This window comes from Micromonospora sp. ATA51, assembly GCF_016802855.1.
Classification (GTDB): domain Bacteria; phylum Actinomycetota; class Actinomycetes; order Mycobacteriales; family Micromonosporaceae; genus Micromonospora; species Micromonospora sicca.
The window spans coordinates 1-15,936 of record NZ_JAEVHJ010000140.1 but is presented as its reverse complement, the minus strand read 5'-3'; the positions used below and the strand labels follow the sequence as shown (position 1 = coordinate 15,936).

Genomic DNA, 15,936 nt, shown 5'->3' with positions numbered 1-15,936 from the left:
GCACGAGCAGGTGATGCCGCGGTGAGGCGGTGGCGATCCACGCCCAGGCGTACCAGCGTTGTCCCTTTGACCCGGTACCGGCCGAGCGGAGCTCCCACCATCGCGCGGGCAGGCGGCGAGCAAGCCCTGGAGAGCGTTCTCTGGCGTAACAAGCCATTGACGGGGATGTAACCAATACCTAACCTCGCTCCTCAAGAGAGCGCTCTCTCGGCTCCCTGCCGCACACCCCGTGCCCCGATCCCTGATTGCGAAGGGGAACCCCATGACCCTCCCCCTCCGGGACGTCTCCCCGGGCGACCGTCCTGGGCCGACACCCGTCCCGGCCCCCGTCGGACGGCGCCGCGGCGGCGTCCGCGCCCTGGCCCTCGCCACCGCCGCTCTCCTCGCCGCGGGCGGCCTCGGCGTCGTCGTGCTCGGCGGCGGCACCGCCGAGGCGGGCACCGTCGGCGCCGGCAGCTTCACCGAGACCCGCCCGCCCGGCACCGCGCTGCCCAAGGGCTGCGGCGAGATCAGCACCAACCCGCGCCTCTTCGTCACCGCCGACGCCCCCACCGGCGCGATCCCGACCAACGACTGGTGGTCGTCGCTGCTCTGGAAGCGCAACAACTGCGCCACCAGCGAGAACCTGCACGCCCACCCGCTCGCGTACCACGCGGAGACCAACGGGCTCGGCCTGTCGTACACCACCACACCGGCGATCAGCGGCACCGCCACCGGGGTCGGCGAATACCACTTCCCGTACACCGAGGACATCCGGGTCGGGGTGGCCGGGCTCGGCGCCCCGGTCGTCAAGGCCGCCGACTGGACCGACTGGACGGTCACCGCGGACTGGACCGACGGCGCGCGCACCATGCGAGCCACCATCGGCCACGGCCTGCCGTTCAGCTACTACCGGATCACCGGCGGCAACGCGCAGATCACCGCCGCCGCGGCGCCCACCGTCTGGGCCAACTCCGGCGCGATGATCGGCTTCACCGTCCGCGGCCACGACTACGTGGCGTACGCGCCGACCGGCGCGAGCTGGACCGTGGCCGGCACGGGCATCAGCTCCACGCTGGGCGGCAAGGGCTACTTCTCCGTCGCCGTCCTGCCCGGCGGCGCCGACAAGGCCGCCCTCGCCGCCGAATACGGCAGGTACGCCCACGCGCACGTCACCGGCACCAGGATGACCTACGCGTACGACCCGGCCACCGGCACGGTACGCACCACGTACGCGTTCACCACCACCCAGCGCGAGGGCACCGAGACGAGGACCGTGGTGTCGCTCTACCCGCACCAGTGGCGCAGCCTCGCCGGCGGCACCCCGATCACCCCGACGTACGTCTCGCCGCGCGGCGCCATGCGCACGCTCACCGGCGTCTCGTCCTTCACCACCAGCATGAGGTACACCGGCGTGCTGCCGGAGGTGCCCGCGGTGGGCGACTCCTCCGGCGCCGACCTGACCACCGTCACCAACCACCTCAACGCCGAACTGGCCAACCCGGAGGGGGTCAGCGGCCAGGACACCTACTGGGCGGGCAAGGGCCTCGGCCGGGCCGCGCGCATCGCCGAGATCGCCGACCAACTCGGCCTCACCACCGTGCGCAACGCGGCGGTGAACGCCATGAAGACCCGGCTCACCAACTGGCTGACCGCCGGCTCCGGGGAGACCGGCCAGCTCTTCTACTACGACCGGAACTGGGGCACGCTGATCGGCTACCCCGCCTCGTACCTCTCCGACGAGGACCTCAACGACCACCACTTCCACTACGGCTACCTCGTCGCCGCCGCCGCGACCGTCGCCAAGTTCGACCCCGCCTGGGCCGCCGACGCCCAGTACGGCGGCATGGTCGACCTGCTGGTCCGCGACGCCAACAACTACGACCGCGCCGACGCCCGGTTCCCCTACCTGCGGGACTTCGACATCTACGCCGGCCACGACTGGGCCTCCGGGCACGCCGCCTTCTTCGCCGGCAACAACCAGGAGTCCTCGTCGGAGGGGATGAACTTCGCCAACGCCCTGATCCAGTGGGGCCAGGCGACCGGCGACACCGCCGTCCGGGACGCCGGTGTCTACATCTGGACCACCCAGTCCGCGGCGATCTCCGAGTACTGGTTCGACGTGCGCGACGCGAACTTCCCCTCCGCCTTCGGTCACCGGACCGTCGGCATGGTCTGGGGCGACGGCGCGTCGTACTCCACCTGGTTCTCCGCGGACCCGGAGATGATCCAGGGCATCAACATGCTGCCGATCACCGGCGGTCACTTCTACCTGGGCGACGACCCGGCCTACGTGACCGCCAACTACAACGAGCTGGTCACCAACAACGGCGGACCGCCAACTGTCTGGCAGGACGTGATCTGGGAGTTCCTGGCCCTCGGTGACGGCGACCGGGCGCTGTCGAACTTCCGGGCGAACAGCACCTTCACCAGCGAGGAGGGCGAGAGCAAGGCGCACACCTTCCACTGGATCCGCAACCTGGCCGCGCTCGGCACCGTGGACACCACCGTCACCGCCAGCCACCCGCTGGCGAAGGTGTTCGCCAAGGGCGGCGCGCGCACCTACGTGGCGTCGAACATTACCGCCGCGCCGCTGACGGTGACCTTCTCCGACGGTACGAAGCTGGTCGTCCCGGCCGGGAAGACCGCCACTTCCGGGGCGCTGACCTGGAGCGGCGGCAACGCCACCGGCGGCGTGGTCGTCCCCACCGGCCCGCCGACGACGACCAGCCCGAGCCCGACCCCGACCAGCCCGAGCCCGTCGCCATCGCCCACCACCCCGCCGGGGCAGCCGCTCAGCCCGACGCAGTACCTGCTCTCCGGCGGGGCGCTGGGTGGCACGGCCGGTGCGGCCGGCACGGTGTCGGTGGCCGCGGCCAACGGCACCCACGACGGCACGCCGACCAACCCGCAGGTGTTCACCGCCACGGGGCTGACCGGCACCTACACCGGCGGCGCCACCGGCTTCGACCTGGCGGTCGACGCGGGCACAGCGGTGGGCAACGGGGTGCAGTCCCGCGTGTCGTACGACCTGACCGGCGACGGCAGCTTCGACCGGGTGGAGACGTACCAGTACTTCGCCACCGACCCGGTCATCGGGGTCGAGCACTACCGGCAGACGCAGGGGCTGAAGTCGGCCGCCGGCACGCTGGGGAATCTGGCCGGCGGCACGGTGAAGGTCGAGGTCTGGAACGCCATCGGTGGCGCGGCGACCAGCCTGGGCATCGGCAACCAGTCGCAGGTCGTGCTGCCGTACACCGGGACGGCGCCCACCACCACCCCGCCGCCGACCGGCTTCGCCGCGAACCTGTACCTACAGGGCACCAGCCAGCTGTCCGGCACCGCCGGGGTCGCGGGCACAGCGACCGTCGCCGCCGCCAACGGCAACTGGGTGGGTACGCCGCACAACCCGCTGGTCTACACCGCCACCGGGGTCACCGCGACGTACTCCGGCGGGCAGACCCGGTTCGACCTGTTCTTCGACGCCGGCACCGGGGTGGGCGACGGCACCCACGTCCGGGTCTCCTACGACCTGACCGGCGACGGCACCTTCGACCGGGTGGAGACGTACCACTACTTCGCCACCGACCCGGTCGACGGCTGGGAGCACTACACCGAGACCAAGGGCCTGTACTCGGCCGCGGGCACGCTCGGGAACCTGGCCGGCGGCACGGTGAAGGTCGAGGTCTGGAACGCGATCGGCAGCACGCCGACCAGCCTCGGCACCGGCAACCGGTCGAAGGTCACCCTGCCGTACACCGGATGACCCGACCCTGTGGACGCCCCGGCCGCCGTCCCGGCGGTCGGGGCGTCGCCCGTCGGACGATCAGTCCCAGCGCCGGGCGGTCGCCGCGAACCCCGCCGGGTCGCCGACGACCGGGATGACGCAGAGCAGGTGGCCGGTGGGGGCACGCAGCACGTGGCACTCCTGCCACCGGGACACCGGCGTGGCACCGAGCCCGCGCAGCCGGTCCACCTCGGCCTGCACGTCGTCGGTCTCGATGTCGAGGTGGTAGCGCGGCGCGTCGTCGACCGCCTGGATCGCGGTGACCAGGTCGGGCACGACGTCCGGCAGGTTGGTGAACTCCGGCTCGTCGGCGAGGTGCCGAGGCGGGGCACCGAGCGCGGCGGCCCAGAAGTCGGCGGCCTGCGCCGCGGCGGCCCGCGGCACGTCGATGATCAGGGCGTGGACCCGGGACCGGTGCATCGCGGCAGTGTACCGAGGACACCGGGTCCGCGGTGGCCCCCGGCGACGTGGGTCAGGACGGGTGCAGGTGCGCGCGGCGCGCCTTGCGCCCCGCCTCGTACGCGGCCCGGGCCGTCTGCGCCGCCGCGGTGGCCGAGACCTCGGCGACGGGCACATCCCACCACGCGCCGCCGTCCGGCCCGGCCTCCATCGGGTCCGTCGACACGTGCACGACCGTCGTGCGGTGCGCCGCCCTCGCCGCGTCCAGACCCGCCCCGCAGCTCGGCCATGGTGGTCGCCCGGATCACCTCCGCGCCGAGGCTCGCCGCGTTCGCCGCGAGGTCGACCGGCAGCGGCGCACCGGCGCGGTCGCGGTAGGCGGTGCCGAGCCGCTGCGCGCCGACGCTCTCCGACAGCCGCCCGATCGAGGCGAACCCCTGGTTGTCGACCAGCACCACGACCAGCTTGACGCCCTCGGCCACCGCGGTGACCAGTTCGCTCGGCAGCATCAGGTAGGAACCGTCACCGACCAGCACGAAGACCTCCCGGTCGGGCGCGGCCAGCTTCACCCCGATCCCACCGGCGATCTCGTAGCCCATGCACGAGTAGCCGTACTCGACGTGGTAGGCCTTGGGGTCGGCGCTGCGCCACAGCTTGTGCAGGTCACCGGGCATCGACCCGGCCGCGCAGACCACCACGTCGCGGGGGCCGGCGGCGTCGTTGACCGCGCCGATGACCGCCGCCTGGGTCGGCGCGCCTGCGGGTCGGCGTGCCGGGCGCGGTCCACCACGGCCGCCCACCGGGCGCCCAGGTCCGCGACCGTCGACCGGTACGCGGCCGGCGTCGCCCAGTCGGCGCAGGCCGCGCTCAGCGCGGTCAGGCTCTCCCGCGCGTCCCCGACGACCTGGACGCCGGACAGCTTGGCGGCGTCGAAGCCGGTGATGTTGAGGTTGACGAACCGGGCGTCGCCGAAGAGGGTGCCGGAGGCGGTGGTGAAGTCGCTGTACCGGGTGCCGACGCCGATCACCACATCGGCGTTCGCGGCGAGTTCGTTGGCCGCGGCGGTGCCGGTGACCCCGACCGCGCCCGCGGCGAGGGGATGGTCGTGGGGCAGGGCGCCCTTGCCCGCCTGGGTCTCCACCACCGGCACGCCGTGCCGCTCGGCGAAGTGGCGCAGCGTGTCCGGCGCGCCGCTGTAGATGACGCCGCCGCCGGCCACCAGGACCGGCCGGTGGGCCGCGGTGACGATCCGGGCGGCCCGCTGGACGGCCCCCTCGTCGGGGCGGGGGCGCGGCACGTGCCAGACGCGGTCGGCGAACAGCTCCTCCGGCCAGTCGTACGCCTCGGCCTGCACGTCCTGCGGCAGGGCGAGAGTGACCGCGCCGGTCTCCACCGGGTCGGTGAGCACCCGCATGGCGGCCAGCAGCGCCGCCGGCAGCTGTTCGGGCCGGTTGATCCGGTCCCAGTAGCGGGAGACTGGGCGCAGCGCGTCGGTGACGCTCACGTCGTAGGAGCGGGTGTCCTCGAGCTCCTGCAGCACCGGGTTGGCCGCCCGGGTGGCGAAGATGTCGCCGGGCAGCAGCAGCACCGGCAGCCGGTTGATGGTCGCGCCGGCGGCTCCGGTGACCAGGTTGGTCGCGCCCGGGCCGATGGAGGTGGTGCAGGCCAGGGTGCTGAGCCGGTCGGTCATCCGGGCGTACGCGGCGGCGGTGTGCACCATGCCCTGCTCGTTGCGGCACAACCGGTACGGCAGGTCGACGCCCGCGGCGGCGGCGCCGGCGAGGGCCTCGCCGAGCCCGGCGACGTTGCCGTGGCCGAAGATGCCGAAGCAGGCGGGGATCAGCCGGCGCCGCCGGCCGTCGCGTTCGGACCACTGCCGGGCGAGGAACGCCACCAGGGCCTGCGCCACCGTGAGCCTGCGCATCAGTCGCCTCCCCGGGCCGGCCGGTCAGCGGCAGCCGCGGGTCGACCCGCTGGTCGGCCCAGCTGCCCCGGATCCAGCCGTGTCGTGGGTCGTCCACACACGCCATGGTGCGGTCCGGGCCGGGGCCGGCCAGGACGTTGAGGTAGTAGAGGTGGTAGCCGGGCGGGGCCATCGACGGGCCGTGGTAGCCGTACGGGACGAGCACCAGGTCGCCGCTGCCCACCTCGGCGAGGACGTCGATCGGCCGCCGGTCGGTGCCGTACACCCGCTGGTAGCCGACCGGTCCCCCGTCGTCGCCCGGCGCCGCCCCGGACACCTCGAAGTAGTAGATCTCCTCCAGCGCCGCCTCGACCCGGCCGCCGTCGTGGACCCGGTCGTCCTCGTGCTTGTGCGGCGGGTAGGACGACCAGTTGCCGCCGGGGGTGAGCACCTCCACAGCGACCAGCCGGTCGCAGTCGAAGGCCTCCGGGGCGCAGAAGTTGTTGACCTGCCGGCTGGCCGGCCCGGCGCCGCGCAGCTCCACCGGCACGTCCCGGGCCGCGCCGTAGCGCGGCGACAGCCGGCGGGTGGCCCGGGCCGACGGCAGCGCGAAGCGCCCCTCGCCCCGGACCGTCACCGTCGCGTCCCGGGGCAGATAGGCGAAGTCGGTGACCGCGGCGAAGACCGAGGCACGACCGGCCAGCTCCATACGCAGCCCGTCGCAGCGGACGGTGGCGGCCCCGGCCAGCGGCAGGACCAGCATCTCCTCGTCGCCGGTGGCGAAGGTGACCACGCCGCCGGCGGGCAGGTCCAGCATCCGCAGTCCCGCGTACATCCAGCCGGCCCGTGCGGGGGTCAGCTCGAGCGCCCAGGGCGGTCGGGCCGTCGTACCCCAGGGCAGGTGCAGCTCCCCGGTCATGCTTCCTGCCGCGTCGGCAGCAGCGAGTGGGCCAGGTCGACCGCGGCGGCCACGTCGTCGCCCGGCGGGTAGAGCAGCGCCCGGCCGACCACCAGCCCGCGGACGCCGGGTTGGCGCAGCGCCCGCTGCCAGCGGGCGTAGACCACGTCGGGGGCCTCCGTCGGGTCGCCGCCGAGCAGCAGGACGGGCAGGGTGGTCGCGGCCATCACCCGGTCCATCTCGTCGATCGCCGGCAGCTTCAACCAGGTGTACGCCGAGGTCGTGCCGAGTGCCTGCCCGACGCTCACGCTCTTGATCACCGCCTCGGGCGTCAGGTCGACGTGGACCCGCCCGTCGGTGCGCCCCACCCACATCGGCTCCACCAGCGCCACCGTGCGGTGCGCGGCGAGGGCGCTGACCGCCCGGGCGCAGGCCTGCAGCGTGGAGGCCGTGCCGTGGTCGGCCGGGTCGATCCGGCAGAGCATCTTGCCGCCGTCGTAGCCCATCGCGGCGATGCTGTCGGCGTCGTACGCGGTGAACCGGTCGTCCAGCTCGAACGCGGCGCCGAACAGGCCACCGCGGTTCATCGAGCCGATTGCCAGCCGGTCCTCCAGCGCGCCGAGCAGCAGCAGGTCCTCCAGGACGTCCGGGGTGCCGAGCACCCCGTCGACCCCGGGCCGGGACAGCGCGAGTCGTAGCCGGTCGAGCAGGTCGGCCCGCCCGGCCATGGCCATCGGCCGGTCCCGGACGCCGAGGGCGCCCCGGGCCGGGTGGTCGGCGGCGATGAGGAAGAGCGGTCGCCGTGGTCCGGCCAGGGTCGGCGGGTCCGCCCGGCGGCGCCTCGGCGATCGCCTGCGGCCGGTGCGCGCGGGTGAGGGTCAACGCCTCGTAGTCGGTGCTCACCGGTCTCCTTCCGTCGCGGGGGCCGGTTCCGCCCGGGCGGCGAGCGCCTCGGTCTCGGCCTCGTCTGGCATGGCGGACGAGCAGGCCAGCCGCGACGCCACGATGGCGCCCGCGGCGTTGGCGAAGCGCAGCGTCCGCTCCAGTGGCCAGTCCCGCAGCAGGCCCAGGCAGAGGGCGCCGCCGAAGGCGTCCCCGGCGCCGAGCCCGTTGAGCACCGCCACCGGCACCGGCGGCACCCGGACCGTGCGCTCGGCGGTGCTGGCGAGCACCCCGTCCGGGCCGAGCTTGACCACGGCCAGCCGCGGCCCGCGGTCGAGCAGCAGCCGGGCGGCCTGCTCGGGGTCCCGGGTGCCGACCGCCACCTCGACCTCGTCGAGGTTGCCGACGGCGACGGTGAACCGGGGCAGCGCCTCGGCGTAGGCGGCCGTGGCGGCGGCCGGGTCGGGCCAGAACATCGGCCGGTAGTCGAGGTCCAGGACGGTGTGCGGGCGCCGCCGCGGGCGGCCAGCGCGGTGGTGTGCGCGTCCCGACTGGGCTGCTGGCAGAGCCCGGTGCCGGTGATCCAGAGGACCCGGGCGGCCACGATGGCGGCGAGGTCCAGCTCGTCGGGGTGGATCTGCAGGTCCGGGGCGGTGGGGGTGCGGTAGAACCAGATCGGGAAGTGGTCCGGCGGGAAGATCTCGCAGAACGTCACCGGGGTGGGCAGCCCGGCGACGGGTCGCACCTGGCTGTCGTCGACGCCGAAGTCCCGCAACGCCCGGTGCACGTAGTCGGCGAAGGCGTCGGCGCCGGTGCGGGTGACCACCCCGGCGCGCAGCCCGTACCGGGCGGCGGCGACCGCGACGTTGGTGGCACTGCCGCCGAGAAATTTCCCGAACGTCTCGACCTCGGCCAGCGGCGTGGCGATCTGCAGCGGATAGATGTCCACTCCGACCCGGCCGATGGTGAGCACATCGAGCATGCGGCGTCCTTTGTCCGGGCCGGCGACGGCGTGACCGCCACCTCGATCCTGGTCCCTGATTGGTAACAGTGGCCGCGAGTTGTGTCAATGTGTTGTCCTGACATCCGGCGGGCGCGCTCGGTGACCACTTCGGTACAGTGGCGCCCATCGACGCGCCCCCGACCCCCTGGGCAACCGTGACGAGGAGGTCCCCGTGACCGGCCCCGAGATCGTGGTCGACCGGAGCAGCCCGGTCCCGCTCTACTTCCAGGTCGCCGAGCAGTTCAGCGCCGCGATCCAGCGCGGTGACCTGGCACCGGGCGACCGGCTGGACAGCGAGCTGCAGCTCGCCGACCGGCTGGGACTGTCCCGGCCCACCGTCCGGCAGGCCATCCAGCACCTGGTGGACAAGGGACTGATCGTCCGCCGTCGGGGCGTGGGGACCCAGGTGGTCCGGGGTGAGGTGCGCCGCGCGGTCGAGCTGACCAGCCTGCACGACGACCTGGCCCGGGCCGGGCGGCAGCCGTCCACCTCGGTGCTCGAACTGGCCACCGTGGCCTGCCCGGCGCCGGTGGCGGCCGCGCTCGGGGGTCGCCGCGGGCAGCGAGGTGCAGCACCTGCGCCGGCTGCGCTTCGCCGACGGGGAGCCCCCTCGCGGTGATGCAGAACTGGCTCCCCCTCGACCTGGTCCGGCTCACCCTGGACGGCCTGCAGAGCCGGGGCCTGTACGCGATCCTGCGCGCGGCCGGCCTGCGGGTGCGCGGCGCCCAGCAGCGGATCGGCGCCCGGGCCGCGACCGCGGCGGAGGCGCAGATGCTCGGCGAGCGGCGCGGCGCCCCGCTGCTGACCATGACCCGGACGGCGTACGACGACCAGGGCCGCTACGTCGAGCACGGCGCGCACATCTACCGGGCCTCCCGGTACGCGCTGGAGGTGACCGTCGCCGAGCGGTGACGCGCCTGTTTCCGGCTCATTTCGGTGACAGGTATTTACGTCGTCAGGCTGTCATGACATTGTGGCCGACAAGCACCGCCGGCATGGACCTGCGGCCGGCGGGCGACCCGCGAGTCTCTTCGAAGTCTCTCCTTGCGAAGGGAACAACCCATGTCAGTCACGTCGAGACGCGTCACGGGTGTGCTCGCCGCGCTCACCGCCGTCACCCTCACCGCCACGGGCTGCGGTGGAGGCGACGAGCCGGCCGGCAAGGACGCCAAGAACATCACCCTCACCATCGCCGCCAACGCCATCGCCGGCGGCAAGAACGCCACCGGCGCCGAGTGGATCGAGAAGTGGGTGATCCCCCGGTTCGTCGAAGCCCAGAAGGCCAAGGGGGTAACCGCCAAGGTGTCGTTCGTGCCCAGCGGGGTCGACGACGAGCAGTACAAGACCAAGCTGGCGCTGGACCTGCGCTCCAAGGGCGGCGCCGACGTGGTGTCCGTCGACGGCATCTGGGTCGGCGAGTTCGCCCAGGCCGGATACCTCAAGCCGCTGTCCGAGGTGGCCGGTGACCAGGCCGAGAAGTGGGACGGCTGGTCGCAGATCCCGGAGAGCGTGCAGGGCCTGGGCACGTTCGACGACAAGCGGTACGGCATCCCGCAGGGCACCGACGGCCGCGTCCTCTACTACAACAAGAAGCTCTTCGCCCAGGCCGGCCTGCCCGCCGACTGGCAACCGAAGAGCTGGCAGGAGATCCTCGACGCCGGCGCCAAGCTCAAGGCGCTGCCCGGGGTGACGCCGATCCAGATCAACGCCGGCACCGCGATGGGCGAGGCGACCGCGATGCAGGGCGCGCTGCCGCTGCTGGTCGGCGCCGGCGGCGAGATCTGGAAGGACGGCAAGTGGGCCGGCGCCAACCAGCCGGTCAAGGACATGCTCGACTTCTACACCAAGGTCTACGGCGGCGGCCTCGGCGACCCGAAGCTCCAGCAGGAGGCCAAGGGTCGGGACAAGTCCTTCGAGGAGTTCGCCGCCGGCAAGATCGGCATCCTCGGCGAGGGCGACTATTTCTGGCGCAGCGTCATCAACCCGAAGGACGGCATCGCCAAGATGCCCGACCGGGACAGCACCGTCGGGTACGCGATGATCCCGGCCAAGCAGCCCGGCGCGGGCATCCGGGGGCAGGACTTCGTGAGCATGTCCGGCGGCGGCGTCGACGTGCTGAACCCGAACTCGAAGTACCCGTCCCAGGCGTTCGAGCTGCTGGCGTTCATGCACTCGGCGGAGGCCACCAAGGCGCAGCTCGCCGGGGCGGCGCGGATCACCTCCCGGATGGACGTCAACAAGGAGGTCCTCGCGGGCGACCCGATGCTCAACTTCGTCGCCGAGAAGGTGCTGCCGCTGACCGCGTACCGGCCGCCGCTGGCGGTCTACCCGCAGGTGTCGGTGGCACTGCAGGAGGCGACCGCCGCCGCGGCGTCGGGCAAGAGCGTCGACGAGGCCGCCACGGCGTACCAGAAGAAGGTCGAAGGGATCGTCGGTGGTCCAGGTAACGTCTCGTCCTGACGAGACGGTCGGGGGAGCGCGCCCGGACACGGGCGCCTCCCCCGCCCCCGACGCCGCCGGGCTGGGCCGGGCCCGCGCCGCCGGGTTCCTCGTCCCGAGCATGGTGCTGATCCTGCTCTTCCTCGTGGTGCCGGCCGCCTGGACGATCTACCTGGGTGTCACCAACTACCGGCTCACCGGCCTGGCCGCGGCCAACCCGGAGATCGTCGGGCTGGACAACTACACCCGGGCGCTGACCGACGAGCGCTTCCGCACGTCGCTGCTGCTGACCCTGCAGTTCGTGCTCGGCTCGGCGGTGCTCGGCCAGGCCGGCCTCGGCTTCGCCATCGCCTTCGCGCTGCGCGACCGGCGGGGCCCGCTGCGCCGGGTGGTCGAGGCGTTCGTCCTGCTGTCGTGGATCCTGCCCAGCTCGGTCGTCGCCTTCCTCTGGATCGCCCTGCTCGACCGGGACGCCGGCACGCTCAACGCGCTGCTCGGCACGCCCGGCATGGCCTGGCTGCTCGACCATCCGATGCTGTCGATCGTCATCTTCAACACCTGGCGGGGTACCGCGTTCTCGATGATGCTCTACGCCGCCGCGCTGGAGAACGTGCCCCGCTCGCACCTGGAGACCGCCCGGCTGGCCGGCGCGTCCACCTGGCAGCAGCTGCGCGACGTGGTCTTCCCGCGCATCCGCGGCCACGTGCTGACCAACCTGCTGCTGATCAGCCTCTGGACGTTCAACGACTTCACCCCGTTCCTGATCACCGCGGGCGGCCCCGAGCAGCGCTCCGAGGTGCTGGCGGTCTACGTCTACAAGGTGGCGCTCTCCGGCGGCGAGCTGGGCTTCGGCGCGGCCATCTCGTTCATCATGCTGCTGATCAACCTGGTCATCGCGCTGGTCTACCTGCGGATGCTGGGCCGGCGGAAGGAGCGGGCGTGAGCGCGAGGAGTGAGCCGGTCCTGCGAGCCCCGCAGTCGCGAACTCAGGAGGCGCCGTGAGCGCGAGGAGTGAGCCGGTCCTGCGAGCCCCGCAGTCGCGAACTCAGGAGGCGCCGTGAGTACCGTGACGACGACGACGGACGGCACCGGAACCGCCGACCGGTCGAGGGCCGCCGTACGGCACATGCTGGCCCGGATCGGCCGGTACGTCTTCCTCTGCCTGGTGCTCGCCTTCTTCGCGCTGCCGCTGCTCTGGCTGGCCACCGCGCCGTTCGACGACACGCCGACGATCGGCACCTCGCTGCCGGACTTCACCCTGGACAACTTCCGCGCCCTGCTGGACAACCCGTACGCGCTGACCTCGCTGGTCAACTCGGTCTGGCTGGCCGGCGGCACCGCCCTGCTGGTGGTGACCTTCGCCGCGCTGGCCGCGTACGCGCTGAGCCGGGTCCGGGTGCCGGGGCGCGACGCGTTGCTCTACGGACTGCTGCTGCTGTCGTCGATCGTCACCGGCACGGCCACCATGGTGCCGCTGTTCGAGCTGGCGTTCCGGCTCCACCTGATCGACTCCCGGCTCGGCGTCATCCTGATCCTCACCGGCGGCCTGCTGCCCGCGGCGATCTTCATCCTCAAGGACTTCATGGACGCCACGCCCACCTCGTACGAGGAGTCGGCGCGGGTGTTCGGGGCCAGCCCGCTGCAGATCATGCGGCACATCGTGGTGCCGGTCGTCCGGCCGGGGCTGGCCACGGTCGGGGTGTGGGCGGTGGCGAACGTCTGGGGCAACTTCCTGGTGCCGTTCCTGCTGCTGCGCGGCCCGGACAAGGCGCCCGCCGCGGTGATCATGTACACCCTCTACACCGAGGGCGGCCAGGCCGACCTGCGACTGCTCTCCACCTTCTCACTGCTCTACTCGCTGCCGGTGGCGCTGATGTTCGTCTTCGTCAGCAGCAGGTACGGATTCCGCTTCCACGGAGGGATCAAGCGCTGATGTCCGCCATCACCCTGCGCGAACTGACCAAGGTCTACCCCAACGGGGTACGCGCCCTGGACGCCCTCGACCTGGAGATCGCCGACGGCGAGTTCTTCGCCCTGCTCGGCCCGTCCGGCTGCGGCAAGACCACCCTGCTGCGCACCATCGCCGGGCTGGAGGTCGCCTCCGGCGGCACCGTGCGGATCGGCGAGCGGGCCGTGACGAACCTGCCGCCCGGTCAGCGGGACGTGGCGATGGTCTTCCAGGACTACGCGCTCTTCCCGCACATGACCGTGCGGGACAACATCGCGTACCCGCTGCGGATCAAGAAGGTCGGCAAGGCCGCCCGGCAGGACAAGGCCGCGGCCACCGCCGACGAGCTGGGGCTGTCGGCGCTGCTGGACCGCCGACCCGGCCAGCTCTCCGGCGGCCAGCAACAGCGGGTCGCGCTCGCCCGGGCGATGGCCTGCCACCCGCAGGTGTTCCTGCTGGACGAGCCGCTGTCCAACCTGGACGCCCGGCTGCGCCTGGAGGCGCGGACGTTCCTCAAGCGGCTGCAACGCGAGCTGGGCGTCACCACCGTCTTCGTCACCCACGACCAGGCCGAGGCGCTGGCCCTGGCCGACCGGATCGCGGTGATGGAGGGCGGCCGGATCCGGCAGGTCGGCACCCCCACCGAGGTGTTCCGCCGCCCGGCCAACACCTTCGTCGCCGGGTTCATCGGCTCGACGCCGATGAACCTGGTCCCGGCCCGGGTCGACGGCGACGCCCTGGCCGTCGCCGGGGTGCGCCTGCCGGTGCCCGAGGAGGCCCGGGGAGAGGTGACCGACGGGGAGCACCTGGTCTACGGCGTCCGCCCCGAATACCTCGACTACTCCCCCGACCCGGTCACCGACGCGCTGACCGGTCAGGTCGTCGTGGTGGAGAACCTCGGCAGCTTCTCCCTGGTGTCGCTGGACGTGCTGCCCGCCGAGGACGGCACGGCGACCAGCGTGCAGGTCGTGGTGCCGGAGGGACGGGAGCCGGAGCCGGGCGACACCGGCTGGGTGGCGCCGCGACCCGGGCGCTCGCTGGTCTACCGGGACGGGGAGCTGGTCGGGAGCGCGGCGGCGCCACCAGTGCCGGCGCCGCGTACCGGCGTCGGGGCGGACGCCTGACCATGGTCACCCACCGGGGCAGGTGGACGCTGCGGGACCGCGCGGAGGACGTGCTGCGGGCCGTGCCGGTCACCGTCGCGCCGGGCACCGCGGCGCTCACCGTCCGGCTGGACTACCTCCGCGACGCGGGGGTGCTGGACCTCGGCTGCGTCGGGCCGGCCGGCTTCCGCGGCTGGTCCGGCGGCGCCCGCGACGGGTACACGATCACCGCGGACTGGGCCACCCCCGGCTACCTGCCCGGCGAGCTGGAGCCCGGCGAGTGGCAGGTGCTGCTCCGGCTGCACCGCGTCCCGCCGGAAGGCCTCGACTTCGAGGTCACCGCCACCACCAGCAGCACCCCAGCGACGCCACCCCCCGCACCCGACGCGCCGCCGCGGCCGGAACGCCCGCCCCGCCCGGCGGTCCCCGACGTCGACGCCGCCGGTGGCTCGCGGGCGACCTGCACACGCACACCGTGCACAGCGACGGCGCGCAGACCATCGACGAGCTGGCCGCCCTCGCCGTCTCCCGGGGCCTGGACTTCCTCGCCGTCACCGACCACAACACCGTCAGCCACCACCCCTGGCTGCCCGGGTCGGCCCGCCGGTACGGGATCACGCTGGTGCCCGGCCAGGAGGTGACCACCGACCGGGGACACGCCAACGTGTTCGGCCCGGTGGGCTGGATCGACTTCCGCCGGCCCGCCGACGAGTGGCTCGGCGCGGCCGAGCGCGCGGGCGGGCTGCTGTCGATCAACCACCCGCTGGGCGGGGACTGCGCCTGGCGGCAACCGGTGACCGTCCGCACCCCACTGGTCGAGGTGTGGCACTCCGGCTGGTGGGACCGCACCTGGGGAGCGCCGCTGGCCTGGGCGCAGGCGTGGCGGCCGGACGTCGTACCCGTCGGGGGCAGCGACTTCCACCGGCCCGGCGCGGACGCGCTGCCCGGAGCGCCGACCACCTGGGTGCTCGTCGACGGCGACCCGACCGACGACGGGGCGGTCCGGCACGGGCTGGCCGCCGGCCGCACCGCCGTCTCCGCCGGCCCGGACGCGCCCCTGCTGCTGCGCCTCGGTGACGAACTGCTCGCCCTCGACGCGGACGGCGCGCTGCTCGGCTACCCCGACGGCCGCCACCGGGTGGTCCGGGGTGACCGGTGCCTGCTGCCCGCCGCCGACGGGCTGCACGTCCTGGAGTCCCACCGCATGGAGGTGATCGCACTGTGCCGCTGACCGCACGGACCAGGGTGGCCGGAGCCCCCTGCAACTACGGCATCTACCAGGCGGACGACCCGTTCGTCGGACCGGACGAGCTGCTCGCGTCGCTGGCCGCGGACGGTTACACCGGAGTGGACTCCGGGCCGATCGGCTACCTCGGGACCGGGGAGGCGCTGGCCCGGCGGCTGGCCGCAAGCGGTGTCGGGCTCGCCGGCGGCTGGGTGGACCTGCGCTTCGCCGACCCCGACGGGTTCGCCGAGGACCTAGCCCAGCTCGACGCGGCGCTGGACGTGTTCGCCGCCGCGCCGGTCGACGATGCCCGGTTCACGCCCCGGCCCACCCTCGCCTGCGCCGCCAACCCGGCCCGGATGGCCCGCCC

13 protein-coding genes and 3 pseudogenes are annotated in these 15,936 nt (G+C 73.4%); 9 read left to right on the top strand and 7 right to left on the bottom strand.

The window, feature by feature from the left end; all coding sequences use genetic code 11:
* Nucleotides 1-262: 262 nt before the first annotated feature.
* A complete protein-coding gene (locus tag JNW87_RS21090) occupies nucleotides 263-3,745 on the top strand; it encodes a glycosyl hydrolase (RefSeq protein WP_238454247.1) in 3,483 nt (1,160 codons plus the stop codon).
* Between the two features lie 60 nt (nucleotides 3,746-3,805).
* On the opposite strand, the gene JNW87_RS21085 is transcribed toward JNW87_RS21090, so the two are convergent.
* From JNW87_RS21085 to JNW87_RS39655, 7 genes and pseudogenes are all read right to left on the bottom strand, one after another.
* Nucleotides 3,806-4,186, bottom strand: coding sequence for a VOC family protein (locus JNW87_RS21085; protein ID WP_109800306.1), 381 nt, complete (start codon nucleotides 4,184-4,186; stop codon nucleotides 3,806-3,808).
* Nucleotides 4,159-4,839: a thiamine pyrophosphate-dependent enzyme gene (locus JNW87_RS21080; RefSeq protein WP_238454248.1), complete on the bottom strand. Its 681-nt coding sequence runs from the start codon at nucleotides 4,837-4,839 to the stop codon at nucleotides 4,159-4,161. Before JNW87_RS21080 ends, JNW87_RS21085 begins: the two co-directional genes overlap by 28 nt.
* The gene (locus tag JNW87_RS21075; protein ID WP_238454246.1) at nucleotides 4,731-6,089 is read right to left on the bottom strand and encodes a thiamine pyrophosphate-binding protein; all 1,359 of its coding nucleotides are present in this window, start codon (nucleotides 6,087-6,089) and stop codon (nucleotides 4,731-4,733) included. The genes JNW87_RS21080 and JNW87_RS21075 overlap by 109 nt, the downstream gene beginning before the upstream one ends.
* A gap of 79 nt (nucleotides 6,090-6,168) precedes the next feature.
* Nucleotides 6,169-6,987: pseudogene (iolB, locus tag JNW87_RS21070) on the bottom strand (5-deoxy-glucuronate isomerase); the annotation flags it as partial.
* Nucleotides 6,984-7,700: an aldolase gene (locus JNW87_RS21065; protein ID WP_238454245.1), complete on the bottom strand. Its 717-nt coding sequence runs from the start codon at nucleotides 7,698-7,700 to the stop codon at nucleotides 6,984-6,986. The pseudogene iolB and the gene JNW87_RS21065, both read right to left, overlap by 4 nt.
* Nucleotides 7,701-7,865: 165 nt before the next feature.
* Nucleotides 7,866-8,324, bottom strand: a complete 459-nt coding sequence (locus tag JNW87_RS39660; protein ID WP_255544147.1) for a PfkB family carbohydrate kinase — start codon at nucleotides 8,322-8,324, stop codon at nucleotides 7,866-7,868.
* Nucleotides 8,325-8,428: 104 nt separating this feature from the next.
* Nucleotides 8,429-8,830, bottom strand: a pseudogene (locus JNW87_RS39655) (PfkB family carbohydrate kinase); the annotation flags it as partial.
* Between the two features lie 193 nt (nucleotides 8,831-9,023).
* Between JNW87_RS39655 and JNW87_RS40260 the strand changes: the two are divergent.
* The 8 genes and pseudogenes from JNW87_RS40260 to JNW87_RS21025 form a co-directional block, all read left to right on the top strand.
* Nucleotides 9,024-9,470 carry a GntR family transcriptional regulator gene (locus JNW87_RS40260; RefSeq protein WP_309234008.1) on the top strand — a complete coding sequence of 149 codons (447 nt, stop codon included), beginning with the start codon at nucleotides 9,024-9,026 and terminating at the stop codon, nucleotides 9,468-9,470.
* Complete coding sequence (locus tag JNW87_RS40255) at nucleotides 9,470-9,763, top strand: UTRA domain-containing protein (RefSeq protein WP_305070460.1); 294 nt, start codon at nucleotides 9,470-9,472, stop codon at nucleotides 9,761-9,763. The genes JNW87_RS40260 and JNW87_RS40255 overlap by 1 nt, the downstream gene beginning before the upstream one ends.
* A gap of 150 nt (nucleotides 9,764-9,913) precedes the next feature.
* On the top strand, nucleotides 9,914-11,311 hold the full coding sequence (locus JNW87_RS21050) for an extracellular solute-binding protein (protein WP_109800312.1): 1,398 nt from the start codon (nucleotides 9,914-9,916) through the stop codon (nucleotides 11,309-11,311).
* Nucleotides 11,286-12,233, top strand: coding sequence for a carbohydrate ABC transporter permease (locus JNW87_RS21045; RefSeq protein ID WP_201749483.1), 948 nt, complete (start codon nucleotides 11,286-11,288; stop codon nucleotides 12,231-12,233). Before JNW87_RS21050 ends, JNW87_RS21045 begins: the two co-directional genes overlap by 26 nt.
* A gap of 114 nt (nucleotides 12,234-12,347) precedes the next feature.
* Nucleotides 12,348-13,223, top strand: coding sequence for a carbohydrate ABC transporter permease (locus tag JNW87_RS21040; protein ID WP_201749484.1), 876 nt, complete (start codon nucleotides 12,348-12,350; stop codon nucleotides 13,221-13,223).
* Nucleotides 13,223-14,362, top strand: coding sequence for an ABC transporter ATP-binding protein (locus JNW87_RS21035; protein WP_109800314.1), 1,140 nt, complete (start codon nucleotides 13,223-13,225; stop codon nucleotides 14,360-14,362). The genes JNW87_RS21040 and JNW87_RS21035 overlap by 1 nt, the downstream gene beginning before the upstream one ends.
* 454 nt (nucleotides 14,363-14,816) lie before the next feature.
* The gene (locus JNW87_RS21030) at nucleotides 14,817-15,572 is read left to right on the top strand and encodes a CehA/McbA family metallohydrolase (protein WP_238454244.1); all 756 of its coding nucleotides are present in this window, start codon (nucleotides 14,817-14,819) and stop codon (nucleotides 15,570-15,572) included.
* Nucleotides 15,563-15,936, top strand: a pseudogene (locus JNW87_RS21025) (hypothetical protein); the annotation flags it as partial. The gene JNW87_RS21030 and the pseudogene JNW87_RS21025, both read left to right, overlap by 10 nt.